Origin of the sequence: Imtechella halotolerans, from assembly GCF_028743515.2 — a bacterium.
In the GTDB taxonomy this organism is placed as follows: Bacteria; Bacteroidota; Bacteroidia; order Flavobacteriales; family Flavobacteriaceae; genus Imtechella; species Imtechella halotolerans.
The window spans coordinates 2,628,747-2,644,237 of record NZ_CP117969.2; the positions used below are offsets into that span (position 1 = coordinate 2,628,747).

At 36.0% G+C, this 15,491-nt stretch carries 12 protein-coding genes; 10 read left to right on the top strand and 2 right to left on the bottom strand.

Going from position 1 to position 15,491, the window contains the following annotated elements:
• Nucleotides 1-208: 208 nt before the first annotated feature.
• The 4 genes from hemH to PT603_RS11790 are packed head-to-tail and all read left to right on the top strand — an operon-like array spanning nucleotide 209 to nucleotide 4,027.
• Nucleotides 209-1,249, top strand: a complete 1,041-nt coding sequence (gene hemH, locus PT603_RS11775) for a ferrochelatase (RefSeq protein ID WP_008236225.1) — start codon at nucleotides 209-211, stop codon at nucleotides 1,247-1,249.
• Complete coding sequence (locus PT603_RS11780) at nucleotides 1,242-2,594, top strand: MATE family efflux transporter (protein WP_008236223.1); 1,353 nt, start codon at nucleotides 1,242-1,244, stop codon at nucleotides 2,592-2,594. The genes hemH and PT603_RS11780 overlap by 8 nt, the downstream gene beginning before the upstream one ends.
• A gap of 7 nt (nucleotides 2,595-2,601) precedes the next feature.
• Nucleotides 2,602-3,159 carry a CopD family protein gene (locus PT603_RS11785; protein ID WP_008236220.1) on the top strand — a complete coding sequence of 186 codons (558 nt, stop codon included), beginning with the start codon at nucleotides 2,602-2,604 and terminating at the stop codon, nucleotides 3,157-3,159.
• Nucleotides 3,152-4,027 carry an SdiA-regulated domain-containing protein gene (locus PT603_RS11790; RefSeq protein WP_008236219.1) on the top strand — a complete coding sequence of 292 codons (876 nt, stop codon included), beginning with the start codon at nucleotides 3,152-3,154 and terminating at the stop codon, nucleotides 4,025-4,027. Before PT603_RS11785 ends, PT603_RS11790 begins: the two co-directional genes overlap by 8 nt.
• Here the strand turns inward: PT603_RS11790 and PT603_RS11795 are convergent.
• Entirely contained in the window at nucleotides 4,024-7,734 is a 3,711-nt protein-coding gene (locus PT603_RS11795; RefSeq protein ID WP_008236216.1) for a metallophosphoesterase, read from the bottom strand. The two genes, PT603_RS11790 and PT603_RS11795, sit on opposite strands and share 4 nt — an antisense overlap.
• Nucleotides 7,735-7,760: 26 nt before the next feature.
• Between PT603_RS11795 and PT603_RS11800 the strand changes: the two genes are divergently transcribed.
• Nucleotides 7,761-8,945: a Pycsar system effector family protein gene (locus PT603_RS11800; RefSeq protein WP_008236214.1), complete on the top strand. Its 1,185-nt coding sequence runs from the start codon at nucleotides 7,761-7,763 to the stop codon at nucleotides 8,943-8,945.
• Here the strand turns inward: PT603_RS11800 and PT603_RS11805 are convergent.
• Nucleotides 8,942-11,311, bottom strand: a complete 2,370-nt coding sequence (locus tag PT603_RS11805) for a hypothetical protein (protein ID WP_008236210.1) — start codon at nucleotides 11,309-11,311, stop codon at nucleotides 8,942-8,944. The genes PT603_RS11800 and PT603_RS11805 overlap by 4 nt on opposite strands.
• A gap of 90 nt (nucleotides 11,312-11,401) precedes the next feature.
• Between PT603_RS11805 and PT603_RS11810 the strand changes: the two genes are divergently transcribed.
• The 5 genes from PT603_RS11810 (at nucleotide 11,402) to PT603_RS11830 (ending at nucleotide 15,491) form a co-directional block, all read left to right on the top strand.
• Complete coding sequence (locus tag PT603_RS11810) at nucleotides 11,402-12,256, top strand: phosphatase PAP2 family protein (protein ID WP_008236208.1); 855 nt, start codon at nucleotides 11,402-11,404, stop codon at nucleotides 12,254-12,256.
• A 66-nt stretch (nucleotides 12,257-12,322) separates the two neighbouring features.
• Complete coding sequence (locus PT603_RS11815; RefSeq protein ID WP_040488487.1) at nucleotides 12,323-12,523, top strand: DUF6132 family protein; 201 nt, start codon at nucleotides 12,323-12,325, stop codon at nucleotides 12,521-12,523.
• 4 nt (nucleotides 12,524-12,527) lie between these two features.
• A complete protein-coding gene (locus PT603_RS11820) occupies nucleotides 12,528-13,541 on the top strand; it encodes a Tll0287-like domain-containing protein (protein ID WP_040488486.1) in 1,014 nt (337 codons plus the stop codon).
• Between the two features lie 83 nt (nucleotides 13,542-13,624).
• Nucleotides 13,625-14,236: a TetR/AcrR family transcriptional regulator gene (locus PT603_RS11825; protein ID WP_008236206.1), complete on the top strand. Its 612-nt coding sequence runs from the start codon at nucleotides 13,625-13,627 to the stop codon at nucleotides 14,234-14,236.
• Nucleotide 14,237: 1 nt separating this feature from the next.
• Entirely contained in the window at nucleotides 14,238-15,491 is a 1,254-nt protein-coding gene (locus tag PT603_RS11830; protein WP_040488485.1) for a TolC family protein, read from the top strand.

A 15,491-nucleotide genomic window follows, 5' to 3' on the forward strand; every position in this document is an offset into this window, starting at 1 on the left:
ATAGTACCCTACTTTTGTATCAATTATTTATGGTTGTAAATACTTGTTTTTTCAATCCTATAGGAAGTAAGCCTTCTTATTTTTGAAAGACTTTTTTTTAAAATATGATATCGAATAAAGTGATTCCTGAAATAGGGGAGCATATTCATACGGAATACATGCGTTTAGGATAATATATATAGTTTGTTAATTATTAAAGATTTAGCTTGTGAAAAAAGGAGTTCTTCTTGTTAATCTGGGTTCACCCGACTCAACTGAAGTAAAAGATGTAAAACGTTATTTGGATCAATTTCTTATGGATGAACGTGTTATAGATGTTCCCTACTTAGTAAGGGCATTTATTGTTCGTGGCATTATTTTAAGAACTAGACCTAAGAAATCGGCTGAGGCTTACAAGCGTATTTGGTGGGAGGAAGGTTCTCCCCTAATTGTTCTTACTGAACGTTTGCAAAAAAAAGTTCAACAGTTGGTAGATATCCCTGTGAGTATTGCCATGCGTTATGGAAATCCATCTTTAGAAGCGGGAATGAGGGAGCTTGCTTCTCAAGGAGTGACTGAAATATTATTGGTGCCATTATATCCTCAATTTGCAATGGCTACTACCGAAACAATACTAGTTTTAGCTGAAAAATTACGTAGCACTAAATTTCCAAACATTCGATTTACTGAAATTCCAGCTTTTTATAGTCATCCGGATTATGTGAGAGTACTTTCAGAATCCATTAAGGAAGCTTTGCAGGAAAAAGATTGGAATCATATTCTGTTTTCTTATCATGGAGTGCCCGAACGACATATTAAAAAATCAGATATTACTAAATCACACTGTAAAATAGATGGTCAATGTTGTCAGAGTTCTTCACCTGCTCACCAATATTGTTACAGACATCAATGTTATGAGACTACTAAACAGGTAGCAGAGTATTTAGGGTTAAAAGAAGGAACCTATTCTACTTCATTTCAATCTCGATTGGGACGTGATCCATGGTTACAACCTTATACCGATCAAACTATTGAAAATATGGCACATCAAGGTGTAAATAAGTTGGCTGTTGTTACTCCAGCTTTTGTTTCTGACTGTTTGGAGACGCTCGAAGAGATAGGGATGGAAGGTAAGGATGAATTTTTAGAAAACGGAGGGAGTGAATTTCACCTGATACCATGTCTTAATGATAGAAATGATTGGGCTCAAGTTCTTTCAAGATGGGTTTCTGAATGGGCCGCTGAACCCGAATCTGTAACTCATGTCTAAAATATCATCTTCGCAATTGGGAAGCGAACCAATAGGTTCCTTATTGATAAAGCAGGCTGTGCCGGCATCAATCGGAATACTTGTGATGTCGCTCAATATTGTGGTGGATACTATTTTTGTGGGTCAATGGATAGGAGCAGTTGCTATTGCCGCAATTAATGTAGTACTTCCAGTATCTTTTTTTATAGGTGCTTTAGGAATGGCAATTGGTATAGGGGGTTCCTCAATTATTTCAAGAGCACTTGGAGCGGGAGATAAAGGCAAGGCATTACGCACCTTTGGGAATCAACTATCATTGACTTTGCTTTTCTCGGTGTCTTTTGTTTTGATGGGGCTTTACTTCGTAGATACTCTAGTACCTAGTTTTGGTGGTAAAGGTGCTATTTTTGAACCTGCAAAAGTCTATTATAAGATTGTATTATACGGAGTGCCATTTTTAGCATTATGTATGATGGGTAATACTGTTATTAGGGCTGAGGGGAAACCTAAATTTGCAATGTATGCCATGATGATTCCTTCAGTAGGTAATCTGATTATGGATTATTTGTTTATTTATATCTTGGATTGGGGCATGGCTGGTGCTGCATGGGCTACCTCCATATCGTATGTGCTTTGTTTTGGATATGTGCTCTATTTTTTTTTAAGTAAACACAGTGAATTAAAACTTAAATTACCACATCTATTATTACAACTTTCTTTGGTAAGAGAAATCGGAGCTTTGGGTTTTGTAACTTTAGCTCGTCAGGCAGTGGTTAGTATAATTTATCTTTTAGTTAATAATATTTTATTTAATCTTGGTGGGGAGTCTTCTGTGGCAGTATATGCTATAATTGGAAGAATGCTAATGTTTGCCCTATTCCCTGTTTTAGGAGTCACTCAAGGTTTTCTACCTATAGCGGGTTACAATTATGGGGCCCATCATTATGAAAGGGTCCGTGAGACTATTAATACCTCTATAAAATATGCTTCGTTATTAGCCACGATTGTCTTTCTATTAATATTTATTTTTCCAGAGACAATTGTTAAAGTATTTACTTCTGATGTGATAGTGGTCGAAAATACACCTAATGCGATGCGATGGGTTTTTGCTGCCACACCTATAATTGCATTACAGTTAATTGGGGCAGCATATTTCCAAGCAATTGGTAAGGCAATACCCGCCTTATTGTTAACCCTTTCTAGACAAGGATTTTTCTTTATCCCATTAGTTTTGCTTTTGCCTAGGTTTTATGGTGAAAATGGAGTATGGATTTCTTTTGCAATTGCTGATGTACTTTCAACTATTGTAACAGGGTATTTTTTAAATAAGGAAATTAAAAAGGATTTAGTAACCAATTTTAGATAATCTTAGTATGGATTTGTATAATTACCTTAAAGCATTGCACCTTATTTTTGTTATTACTTGGTTTGCTGGGCTTTTTTATATTGTACGGTTATTTGTTTATCATGCTGAAGCAGTTGACAAGCCAGAGCCAGAACAAGGTATACTTATCAATCAATATAAATTGATGTCAAGGAGATTATGGAATATTATTACTTGGCCTTCAGCAATTTTGGCCAGTGTTTTTGCTTTTTGGATGCTTTTTTTTACTCCAATGGGAAAAGCTTGGTTAGCAATGCCATGGATGCACATTAAACTAGGTTTTGTGTTTTTATTGTATGTATATCACCTTAAGTGTCATCAGATATTTAAACAATTGCAACGCGACCAAATAAAATACAGTGCTTCTTTTTTTAGACTATGGAATGAAGGTGCCACCTTGCTACTTTTTGCTATTGTGTTTATTGTAATTTTAAAAAGCACACTATCTTGGATTTTTGGTGTTCTTGGGCTTTTTGGCTTGGCTATCCTGCTTATGATTGGAATTAAAGCATATAAACGATACAGAGAAAAACATCCCAATGCGTAGTGGAAAAGAATACATAATTGGAGGATTTATTTCTTTATTGGTAGGTACATTTGGATGTACCTCTCAGGAAGAATTAAGAAAGGTCTTTTCTTTTCCTTCTCAAATGAAAGAAGTGTCTGGAGTAACCTATGATGCTAAACGCTCCATGTTATGGGCGATCGAAGATAGTGGTAATAGAAATGAAGTTTATGGCATTGACACCCTAGGGACAGTGGTCAAAACAATTGCGGTAAATGGGGTTGAAAATAACGATTGGGAGGCCCTGACAATGGGAGCTGATGGAAGTTTGTATGTTGGAGATTTTGGAAATAATGGAAATACCCGGAAAAATCTTGCAATTTATGCGCTAAATCCAGAATCATTGTATGAGAATAATGCAGAAGTTGCTTATAAAGTTTCTTTTTATTATCCAGAACAACGAACTTTTCCACCCGAGAAAACCGAAAAATTCTATGATGCAGAAGCATTTTTTTTAGTAGGAGACCATTTTTACCTTATCACTAAAAATAGAAGTAAAGGTTTTGGAGGAACAGCAAGAGTTTATAAAATTCCTAATCGGGAAGGTAACCATGCAGCTTTACTTCTTGGAGAGCTAGAAACGTGTGAACGATTTTCGTACTGTGCAATTACCGATGCTGCTATTAGTCCTGATGGAACACGTATAGTCTTATTGAGTCAAAAATTTGTGTGGATCTTTGATCATTTTTCAGAACACAATTTTCTGCATTTAGCAAATCGGAAAATTGAATTACCTGGTATGACGCAGAGAGAAAGTATAACATTTAAAGATGCCAATACGGTTTGGATTGCTGATGAAAGGGATAAACATACTGGAGGAAAAGTGTATGAGTTTTTATTAACTCCTTAAAATGTAAATCCGATACCAAACGTAAATCGACCTGTTTCTTTTCCTTTAAAATAAGAGGTTTGTAAGGATATCATATTTATAGCATTTAGCCATAGCCCCCCTCCGGTGGCTGAATGCCAACTATTTGAATCTTCACCTTGCAACCAGACCCTGCCGTAATCAAATCCGCCAAAAACGCCTAAATTCATTGGGATAAAGCTCTTTTTGAAATTGGGAAAGCGTAAACGTAGATCAGAACTATGAACGAAAGATTGTTTTCCTAAAAAACGTTCATTTCGATATCCTCTTAAGTCAGTACCTCCTAGTGAAGCACCTTGGAAAAAATCATAGTCATTTGAGAATAACTTTTTGCCTTTCAGCCTGGTTGCCAAAACGAACTTTTTAGTAAGGGTTAGAGGTAAGGTAAAGGCTATGCTGCTCTCTACATATGGAACTTGTCGTTTTGTATTGTTGAGGTTAAATTTCCACCCTCCCTGTATATTAAAACTCATACCAGTTGAAGGTTGTGCTGGTTCGTCATAGTTTTGGAAAGTATATCCAAGGTCAATTCCTAAGAATTGCTGGTGGCTAAAAAGCCTAGGCTCAACAATACCTGGTTGATTGATAAACCTATTTTCGGTTTCTTCAACTTCTATGCTTTCTATGGAAAGTCCAGCATTAAGAGCGCTTCCATATTTTCCTATACGCATTAAAGCAGGGGAAAACGAATATATTTGCATGCGAACTCTGTTGAAGTCCATGCCGTTGTCTTTATCGGTGTTTATAGTCTCATTTCCAGGGCCAAAGTAATTAATTGCAAAATTTGAGCTAGTAGCATGAGCATTCAAGACTAAATTCCATTGGTTTCGCGCAAATGGAAATTGAGCGTTGTAAAAAATTTCAAATCCTTTGGTCGCAAAATAATAATTGGCTTTAAATTTATGCTGTTCAGAAAAGGGATTTTGAATAAAATTTTGTTTGGTAAGTGTAGTCACAAATCCTAATTTGAGACCATCATCTGGGTTATACCCTAATGAAGGCAATGTAGATAATATTGAGATGGGTACCTTTTTGTAAAAATATTCATTAATTTCATAATTATCACTCAATAGCTTTCTGGCATTAGAAGCGTTCTCTAAAGTGTTTTTCTTACTTACATAGTCATAAATCAACACTTTTTTACCATCTTCAATCGTATAGGTGTCATTATTCAAACCACCCAACAGTCTTAATTTAGCATGGTTATTATATGGGCCTGATACTTCATATATATCATCATCATCCAATCCATAAATCCATATTTCTTTCGAATTGTCATTGGTGTAGGTTTGAGAGAACATTAGTTGATCCCCACTTTTTTTAATGCGAAAAGTCTTTACTGTAGTACTTCCATCAAAGTTTCTTTGGATTATAAATCGGTCATCTTTATCAGTTCCTGAAATTAGAACTGTTTTGAGTAGTTGTTTATAATATCGAGCAGCATAGGAAGGTAATTTTTGTCTACGTATGGCAAAAATCCTCTTAATATCTTGAACAGTTGAATCTTGAATTTCAATTGGAAGTTTGGTAAAAGCAAATTCAAATAAATCATCTGTAAGGACTTCAGTAATCTCGGTTGCTTGTGTTACCCATTCTTTTTCTGTGGTCTTATTTAGTATAAGCAAATCAAGAGGGAAAGCAGTTTTATTAATCCATCGCGGAGGAGCAAACTTTTCTTGATAATTTTTTATATGTCTTAATGGTGGAAGTTTAACTAATAAAGATAGCAAGGCTCCGTCTACTTTTGCAAATACTTGATCTCGGTCCCTAGGTATTGGACGATAGACAATTGTATCACCTATTTCAAATTCTGACCATCTCCATTGGTCAGAATGACGATCCCAATCACCAATAAGCATATCAAATAATCGAGCTCTTAAGTACGCTTTGGTATCAACCTTGTATTTTTCATCTTTACGAAGGTTGTCCATCATATCATCTGTGCTGATGATATCTTGAGGATTGCCAAAATTATCTGCATCAATATGTTCTTTTGAGGGACGTTCTTCTAGCATATATAGGGCGTCACCATATTGATTGTTGTATTGTCTAAGTGCTGGTTGTTTTGGTATATAATATAATTGTGGACGGGTGTGGTAAAGGCCTAATGAAGCACTAAGGGTGTCCAGTATGAAGGGGGCATAGGGATGAGATGTCGTGTAAAAATCATAAATAAATGCTTCGGTGCTGGTGTTTTTAAAGACATCTTCCACATATTGATCTTCGAAAAGAGCAGTTTGTAAAAAACGAGTAGCATTTTTCTTTAAAGCTCTAATGACATATTCTTTACCTTCAGGATTTTCTAATCTGAGCGACATTGATTGGTTTCCTCCACCTGAGATAATTGGTGTCAATCCCCCAAAAATAGTATCAAGTTTTAGTGTTTTTGCAGAAATAGAGGTGCCATAAAGGTGTCGATAATGGGTGCCCCAAAGCCATTTGTAAAGAGTACTTTTCCTAGTGTCTTTTTTGTCATAAACGGAAGCCTGCACATGGGAGGCAGTTGTAGATAATGAATCCGTAAACTTAGCCTTGGAAGATTCCATAATCTTCTTTTGATAAAGAAGCGTTTCTGTTGTGTTTGAAGTGTCATAAAATTGTAACCAGACCTCTCCATTATCGAATAATTCTAGAGTTGCATATCCCGGAATGCCAGCTGTAAAACTTATTGGTTGAACTGCTTTTGCGGCCTCTATTTTCGATGCTGAACCACTGACAATTTGTTTTAATCCTCGGTCTTCAATGTATTGTAAAGAATGCTCATGTCCGGATACTAATATTATATTGTCTCTACCCTGTAACATGGTTTCAATTCGGTTGATCAAGAGTTTATATTGGGGGTGTTGCACATCAGCAGGGCTAGCGCCTGTTGTTTTTCTAAGGAGATTAATTACAGAGCCTAGGATAGGAAGCGGGATTTTTTTAATTGGGAACAAATGTTTGGATGCCGCATAATAGCCTCCATGAGGTCCATTTGTTAGTAAAGGATGATGAATTGCGATAAGGATAGTTTTATTTTGGTTTTTATTGATTAGACTACGTAGCTCTTCAAAGAAAGCGTCTCGAGTCTTTATGTCGCATTGATCATTTATCCCTGGGTGTTTATCCCAGTTTTGAATAAACCATTCACTATCAATGGTAATAAGGGTTAAGTTGTCGTTTATATCAAGTATGTCCAGCCCACATCCTTTTCTTGGGAGGAACGATTTCTTATCGCCTAAATAGTCTGTAACCATAAGCTGTTGACGCTCCAAACCTTTTAAACCGTTGTACCAATCGTGATTTCCTGGAATGAAAACTGTTTTTCCTTTAAAGTCATTGGTAATTTTAAGTTGCATTTTAAGCTTGTTTTGAGCTGATGCATAAGAAGGGTCATCCTCAGGTGGTAAACCTTTTTGATAAATGTTATCACCAAGAAACAAAAGTGTACTATTTGAAGATGCAAGTTTCAAACGATTTGAAAGATGATTTAGGGTTTGTGTTCCGATGGATTTATCAGCATTGCCGGCATCTCCTATTAGGAAAATAGTGTGACTGCCATTGGCTTTAGGAGGAGTTAATTCCTTGGTTGTTTTGATACCGTATTGTGGTTCAAGTGTAGCACAGCCAATGGAAGCCCAAAGCAGTATCGTGCTTACAAGAGCTGTTTTATTTCGGAAACTGAGGAGATAAACCCAAAACAATTTCATAATTTAGTACGGTTAATCATAATAAGATGAGTGTACTGCCCAAAGCCGAAGCGTTTGTTTTTCAGTTATTCAAAGATAAACTTTCTACATCATATACCTATCATAACTTTACACACACTTTGCAAGTGATCCAAGGTGTTAAGGAATTGATTGAAAATGAAAATCTTTCAATTGAGGAATCGTTGTTAGTTGAGTTGGCAGCTTGGTTTCATGATACAGGCTATATTGAAGGATGTAAGAACCATGAAGAAAGAAGTGCTGAAATTGCTAAAGATTTTATGGCAACTGAGGGGTTTTCAATAGAACAGCAATTGAAAGTGGCTTCTATAATTTTGGCTACGGAAGCACAAAGTGAGCCGAAAACAGTACTTGAAAAAATTCTGCGAGATGCTGATTACAAACATTTCACTAGTGAACATTATTTATCTATATGTGAGTCTCTCAGAGCTGAGTTACAATATACAGTAGGTAAGACCTATACAGATCTTGAATGGGCGTATGAAAACCAACGAATTTTGCTTTATGGACATCGGTTCTTCACTGAATATGCCAAAAAGAATTGGCAACCCTTAAAGGAGCTTACAATTGCTCAGGTTCAAAAAAGAATTACAAAACTCACTGAAGGAGATATCACCAAAACTGATCTAAAAAAGAAAAAACTTGAAAAAATGGAACGCCCTGAACGTGGTATTGAAACGATGTTTAGGGTGACACTAAATAATCATACCCGATTAAGTGAGATTGCAGATAGCAAAGCCAATATTTTACTGTCTGTAAATGCAATAATCATTTCAATTGCCTTATCTACTCTTATACCTAAGTTAGATGCGCCAAGTAATGCACATTTAATAATGCCTACCTTGGTTATGCTTTTATTTAGCGTTGCTTCGATAATTTTTGCTATAATGTCTACAAGACCAAAGGTAACCAGAGGAGTATTTACTCCTGAAGATGTCGCACAGAAAAAAGTTAATCTTTTGTTTTTTGGTAATTTTTATAAAATGCCAATAGAGTCGTACTTAAAAGCGGTAAATGAGGTGATGAAAGATAGGGATTACCTCTATGATTCCATGATAAAGGATTTGTATTATCTTGGTTTGGTTCTTAATAGAAAGTATAAATTATTACGAATTACCTATACGGTTTTTATGATTGGCATTATTGTATCAGTGGCAACCTTTGTATGGGCATTTAGAAGTGCTGGATTTTAGTTCAGAAGTTCGTTCAATAAATCTTCATAGCTATATTTATGTCGGTTTCCACTTTTTACATGTAGCACTTTTACTCTAGTTGCTTTTAATCCGAATATACCTTGCAGGTCTTCAATTTCAAATTGTTCTACCTCCATATCTAGGATTCCTTTAAATTGAAGGAATTGGATATATTTCATATACTCAGTTTCTTCCTGTTTGCCAGAATATACTATGGTGATTTTCCCTTGTTCCGTAATACGTTCTCTGGTTCCTTTAATATAGGCTTTATCGATACGTTTTTTGACTACCTCATAGCGAGCGTTGTAGGTTCCATCCACATCAAATCTTTTCTCATCCATGCGAAAACGAATTGCAATGGGAGAATGAGATACTAGTATTAATGAGGTTACTTCAAGAGGAAATGGCAACGAAGTTTTTATGTCGTGATGAGCCATTTCCATTTCGCACATGACCTGTAATTGCCATAGACGTAAGTTTTGTAGGTAGATGGTGTTGTATTCTTTATGAGGAGCAATTGAAGCACCTATATACATGTTGTGTTCTACACCATCAGTTTTAAAGCGTTCATAGTAGTGCGGGTAAAACGCTTGTGCTTCAACCTGCTTTTCATCTAAAAGCGAAGCCATTTTTTTGTTAATAATAGCAAGAGTGGTGTCGAATTTTTTTCGAGCTTGATAAAAGGTGCCCATTTTAGGATCAATAGCATCAAAATAAGCTTTCACTTTTTTCTTTCCATCGTGGGTAAAATCAGCGTTTTCGAAAAGTGGATGAATTTCTTGTTGTATATATAGTTGTATTTGTAATTCTGTATTGGCATTAATTCCTATCGAAAGCTCATTTAGCATGGTTTCTATCTCAAAAATACGTTGTTCAAATAACAGAAATTGATTTTTGGATTTGACCTCTTCCATAAGTTCTCTTATGACTCTTAATTGACTTGATAAGTCAGTTTGGGTAGTTTTATTCCTTGTCTCTGAGGAGCCTTTTATATCGATTTGTCCATAGAGAGGATATACATTTTTGAAAACTATTTCTTTTAAAGTATAGTCCCGTCCTTGGCTATTTTCAACTAAGAAATTTTGCGCTTCTTGTTTAAACTTCCAAGAAACACTTGGATGAATTGAGGTGTACTCCTTTTGAATAACCGCATCAATTTGATTGTGAAACTCACTGTAATAACGATCTAAAGTGTCTGTAACAAAAGGTAGCACAATATCTAGTTTGTGAGCGTTAACACTATTTAAGGCTCCCGGCTGGGATGAGGCAAGTTCAATGATTCCTAAAATAGTATTGTCTTTCACAACAGGGGCCATGATACAACTTTCTATTCCTTGAGAAAGTAGATGTTGTCCCATAGCTTTGTTTGCAGGACTTTCTGAAAATTTGGAAATATGAGAAATGCTGAAGTACTTTTTCTCCTCCATTAACGTCTCGAATGAACAACCACATAATGCATTTTTACAATCTGCTTCCTCGCTATCTAAAAGAATAAAGCTGGTAAATTTATCCTTTGATGACACCATTTTAAACTTGTTTTCTTCCTGAATGTATGGAGTAAAGCCAACTTTAAGATCAGGAACTTTGAAAATAGACCTAAAAATGTTTTCAATATTTTCTCCTCGAACTATTTGGTCTGGTTCACTTCGTAAAAGGTTACTTTTAAGGTTTGAAAGGGCGTTTTCCACAGAAACGTCAAAAAGAATTACAATGCCAAAGCCCTTCATAATCCAACTATTAGGAGGAAAAGTTTCCTTCCATAAAGTTAGATTGTCGAAATTATCCATGAGGGAATCAATTTTGTCTTGCGACAATATTGGTAATTCTTTTTTAGGGAAAAGTTCAATGAAATCCCCATTATACATAATTCGATAATGATGCATTATGCCTTTGGCATCTGGAATGTCATAAAACAATGGTTTACTGAGATCCAAGGTTTGGTTGTAATGTTGTTTTAAGATAAGGCAACAATTCATAATGTAGAACTGATGTTCATCAAAATCCCGAATCGTCATATCAAATGATTCCCCCGCCTCTTCAAGGATTTTCTTAAAACGTTCTGTAAAATTAAAGGCAATATTTTGAAAGGGTATAGATACGGCCTTAATTTCGTTATTGGTAAGTGCTGTAGGAAACAGATCACTCATTAGACTTTTAATTAAAGGTTCGTTCTTGGTAATTATGTCCATGGAATGAATACCCTCCCTTAACTCGGGTACTTTATTGACTTCATTTAATAACGACTGAGCATAAGCAACTCTGTATGGAACTGCGTCTGTTTGGGCAATATTTTCCAGTGTTTCAATTAATTTGTGAAACGATATCTGTAGCTCAAAAGGAGATTCTGAAAATAGTGGAACATTCATGCCTTGGTAAACCTTTAGTTGTAAATGCAAAAATACGGATATTTTCTAAGCTGATTGTGTAACTTTGGGCACACAATCATTCCTAGTGCTATGAACAGAATTGAACGACTTTTAATTACCGGAGGATTAGTATTAATATCACTCGGAGTATCAGCACAAGAATTGGTCAATAATTCCACTGTTGACAGCTCTTCTTTATGGAAAAAATTAGCCTATGATGGAGCTTCAGTTTTTGGTGGAGTTAAACATGCCTATACGAGTCCTTTTCGTTGGGAAAAGGATGATTTTGTAACCCTGGGAGCGGTGACTGCTGGAACTGTATTATTACATTTAATTGATGAAGAGGGGAATGAGTACTTTACAAATCAAGCGGCTGGAGTACCTCAAGGAATAAGAGATTTTGGATTTTATTTTGGGAAACCACTTTATAATTATGGTTTTACAGGAAGTGTTTATGCCTTGGGATTAATAACTAAAAATGATGATATTCGGCGCACTGGAGTTCTTCTAATTTCGTCTGCAACTGCATCTGGTGTTCTGCAAACTGTTTTGAAAACGGTTGCTGGCAGAGCCCGTCCTGTTGCAGGAGAAGGAGCCCTGACATTTGATCCTTTTAATAAGGAAGCTGCATTTCATTCTTTTCCTTCAGGACATGCAATGCTTTCTTTTACTACTGCCTATGCGATAGGTAAACAATTTGAAAATCCATTGGTGCGTTACAGTATTTATGCCGCCGGTATGATTACGCCAGTATCACGGTTATGGGCTGGAGCTCATTGGGTTACGGATGTGGCACTAGGTATTGCTATAAGTGTGGCGGTGGTTGATAGTATAGATAATTACCTCAAAAAAGAAGGACGCTATGAAAGTGATAGGCAAAAGCCTATGATTCAATGGAGTTTGCGATTAGGTCCTCAGAAAGTAGGTCTGGTTGGAACATTTTAGGGTTAAGTAACCCAGGTTACATATGCTTTTTTTAAGTTGAGGTATTTTTGGTGTAATATAAATCATATGAAAATCCTTAATAAAAAAGTAATCTTCACCTCTTTGGGTGCGTTGTTTGGAGCAATTATGGGCTATGCTTATTATTATTTTATTGGCTGCGTAAGTGGCACATGTCCAATAACTTCTAGACCATTTACTGCAACAGTTTATGGTGCTTTTATGGGAGGATTGCTATTCAATACTTTCATCAGAAATCCTTCAAAATAATGGTATGAAGTCATTAGTTTCACTTACCTTACTAATTGGGATGACCTCATGTGGAGGTTCTTCCAAGAACGAATATTTAGCATTATCCTCGACTAATGAGATAGAAGTAGTGTATCAAGATCCGCAGGCTAAATTATTGCTAGAAAAACATTGTAATGTGTGTCATAGTCCAACTGCTCCGCAAGGTGAAGGCAGAATTGCTCCACCTATGGTTGCGGTAAAAATGCATTATATTGAGAAATATCCCAAGAAGGATGATTTTGTGAAAGCCATGATAGATTTTGTTAATAGGCCTTCAGAAGAAGCATCTTTAATGCCTGGAGCGGTTCGGAAGTTTGGACTAATGCCTTACCAACAATTTCCTAATGGAAGTATCACTGAAATTGCGTCCTATTTGTATGACTATACTATTGAATCTCCAATTTGGTTCCCTTCTCATTGGGAAAAAATGGGTAAAGGGAGATTTAAACAGAAAGGAGCAAAGGAAAATGTGAAGGGTAGGCAGGATGGTAGTCACTATATGAAACAATCTTGGGAGACAAAAGGGTTAGAAATTGCTCTAAAGACTAAAGAAATCTTGGGGAAGGAATTGATGGGTACTATTCAGAAGAATGGCGTATTGAATGCTTTGGAGTTTTGTAGTACGAATGCAATTCCAATTACCGACAGCGTTGGAGTGGTGAATGGAGTGTCTATAAAGCGAATATCTGATAGAAATCGGAATTCATTGAATAAAGCTTCGGAGATGGAAACTAGGTATATACATCAATTTCAAAGTGATATGCAAAGTGGGATAGAGCCCCAACCAATTGTAGAAATGAGTAAAGATCAAGTACAATTTTATTATCCAATCATGACTAATAGTATGTGCTTGCAATGTCATGGTGAAACTGAAAAAATCAGACCAGAAGTATACCATAAAATTAAAGAACTGTATCCATTGGATTTGGCGTTTGGATATACTGAGAACCAGGTTAGGGGAATTTGGAGTATTCTTTTTCCACTGAAAAATAAATAGTTACGTTATTTTATAGTTAAAAATGCTGTGATAGCATTTTTTTTGTAGTTTTGTTAACCAAATGGTTAAACCAAAAGATTAAAATGAAGAAGACGGATATTAAAACCGAGCAACTAATTCTTGAGGCGGCAAAAAAAGTTTTTATACGTAAAGGGATGGACGGAGCTCGTATGCAGGAAATTGCTGATGAAGCTCAAATAAACAAAGCACTCCTGCATTACTATTATCGAAGTAAGCAACAGCTTTTTGAGGCTGTTTTTATACATGCTTTCACTGCCCTTGCTCCTCAACTCAATGCAATTCTAAATCAGGAATCAAGTATTGAATGCAAGGTTAGGGAGTTCACCAAAAGTTATACTTCTTTTATGATAAAGCAACCCTATCTTCCAGGATTTATAATTCAGGAGCTAAATCGAAATCCAGATTTTGTTCAACAAATTGGTGCTTTTGGTCAATTTCCAAATTTGGATAAATTCAGGCTTCAACTGAATATGGAAATAGACCAAGGGAAAATTAGATCAATTAATCCAGAGCAGTTATTTGTCAATATTATGGCCCTTAATATTTTCCCTTTTTTAGGTAAACCACTAATTAAAGGGATTACTGCAATGGATGATAATAGCTACCATCAAATGGTGGAAGAACGAAAGGAATTGGTGGCTGATTTTATAATTCAGGCTATTAAAGTACATTGATATGAAGAGTAATTTTATCCTATTTGTCCTGTATATAATATCGGTAAGCGGATGGTCGCAAAAACCATTCTATAGCTTGCAAGATTGTTATGATCTGTTGGAAATGAACTATCCGTTGGCTGCTCAAAAGGGCTTGCTCCAACAACAGTTAGAGGTTCAAAAGGCTGTTATGAAATCTCAACAACTTCCATCCCTTGAATTAGCAGCTCAAGCAACATACCAAAGTGATGTAACACATGTCCCTGTACCAAATTTAGGGATAGAGCCATTGAGCAAAGATCAGTATCGTAGTACGTTAACCATGAAGCAACTTATTTATGCTGGTGGTAGAATAGGAGCTAATCTTTCCCTTGAGTCTGTAAAAGCTATAGCAAAGGAAAGGGAAATTGAGGTGCAACTTTATCAAATGAAATGGGAGGTAAATAGGCTCTATTTTTCCATATTATTAGCTCAGGAACAACGTGAATTACTGGTAGTTCGCGGTAAACAATTGGAGGAAAAGCGAATAGAAGTTGGTTCTGGGGTACAGAATGGTATGTTGATTTTATCTTCACAACAGGTGTTAGACGCGGAGATTATCCTGCTAAAGCAACAATTGATCACAGTTGAACAATGGGAGAAAACTATGTATAAATCTCTGTCCCTACTCATAGGAAAAGAACTTGAATTAGGAGCCTTGTTAAATCGTCCATCATTTACGACACCAATGGTGTACAAAGATCGACCAGAGGTGAATTTGTTTGCTTCCAGAAAGGAAACTCTAGTTCTTCAAGAAGAAATTATTAAAAAAGACCTACTTCCTTCTGTTTCAGCTTTCGCCACTGGAGGATATGGAAATCCTGCTTTAAACATGCTCGAAAATTCATTTCAACCATTTTATGTAGTAGGCATGCAGCTTCAGTGGAATATTTTAGATTGGAATGCCTCTAAAAAGAAACGAGAATCGCTTCAGCTTTCCAGAGAGCTAATAACCACAGAAGAGGCTGTTTTTAATCTCACAATGCAACGAGCTCTTAGTGAGCAAAGCATTGAACTAGAAAAATTAAAGCAATTAATAGAGGCAGATTTGGCATTAGTAGAACTGCGAAAAGAAGTAGTGATTTCTGCAGCTTCACAAATGCAAAATGGGGTAATTACAACCTCCGCCTATTTGGTGGATCTAAATAAATTGTATGAATCTGAAAATCAATTAAGTATGCATAAATTACAATTCTTATTGGTTCAGGCAAACTATAGTTTAACAAAGGGAATTTAA

Excerpts from the sequence above, each read along its gene's own strand:
- PT603_RS11780 (WP_008236223.1), top strand. The coding sequence starts at position 1,242 with ATGTCTAAAATATCATCTTCGCAATTGGGAAGCGAACCAATAGGTTCC.
- PT603_RS11785 (WP_008236220.1), top strand. The coding sequence starts at position 2,602 with ATGGATTTGTATAATTACCTTAAAGCATTGCACCTTATTTTTGTTATT.
- PT603_RS11790 (WP_008236219.1), top strand. The coding sequence starts at position 3,152 with ATGCGTAGTGGAAAAGAATACATAATTGGAGGATTTATTTCTTTATTG.
- PT603_RS11795 (WP_008236216.1), bottom strand. The coding sequence starts at position 7,734 with ATGAAATTGTTTTGGGTTTATCTCCTCAGTTTCCGAAATAAAACAGCT.
- PT603_RS11800 (WP_008236214.1), top strand. The coding sequence starts at position 7,761 with ATGAGTGTACTGCCCAAAGCCGAAGCGTTTGTTTTTCAGTTATTCAAA.
- PT603_RS11805 (WP_008236210.1), bottom strand. The coding sequence starts at position 11,311 with ATGAATGTTCCACTATTTTCAGAATCTCCTTTTGAGCTACAGATATCG.
- PT603_RS11810 (WP_008236208.1), top strand. The coding sequence starts at position 11,402 with ATGAACAGAATTGAACGACTTTTAATTACCGGAGGATTAGTATTAATA.
- PT603_RS11815 (WP_040488487.1), top strand. The coding sequence starts at position 12,323 with ATGAAAATCCTTAATAAAAAAGTAATCTTCACCTCTTTGGGTGCGTTG.
- PT603_RS11820 (WP_040488486.1), top strand. The coding sequence starts at position 12,528 with ATGAAGTCATTAGTTTCACTTACCTTACTAATTGGGATGACCTCATGT.
- PT603_RS11825 (WP_008236206.1), top strand. The coding sequence starts at position 13,625 with ATGAAGAAGACGGATATTAAAACCGAGCAACTAATTCTTGAGGCGGCA.
- PT603_RS11830 (WP_040488485.1), top strand. The coding sequence starts at position 14,238 with ATGAAGAGTAATTTTATCCTATTTGTCCTGTATATAATATCGGTAAGC.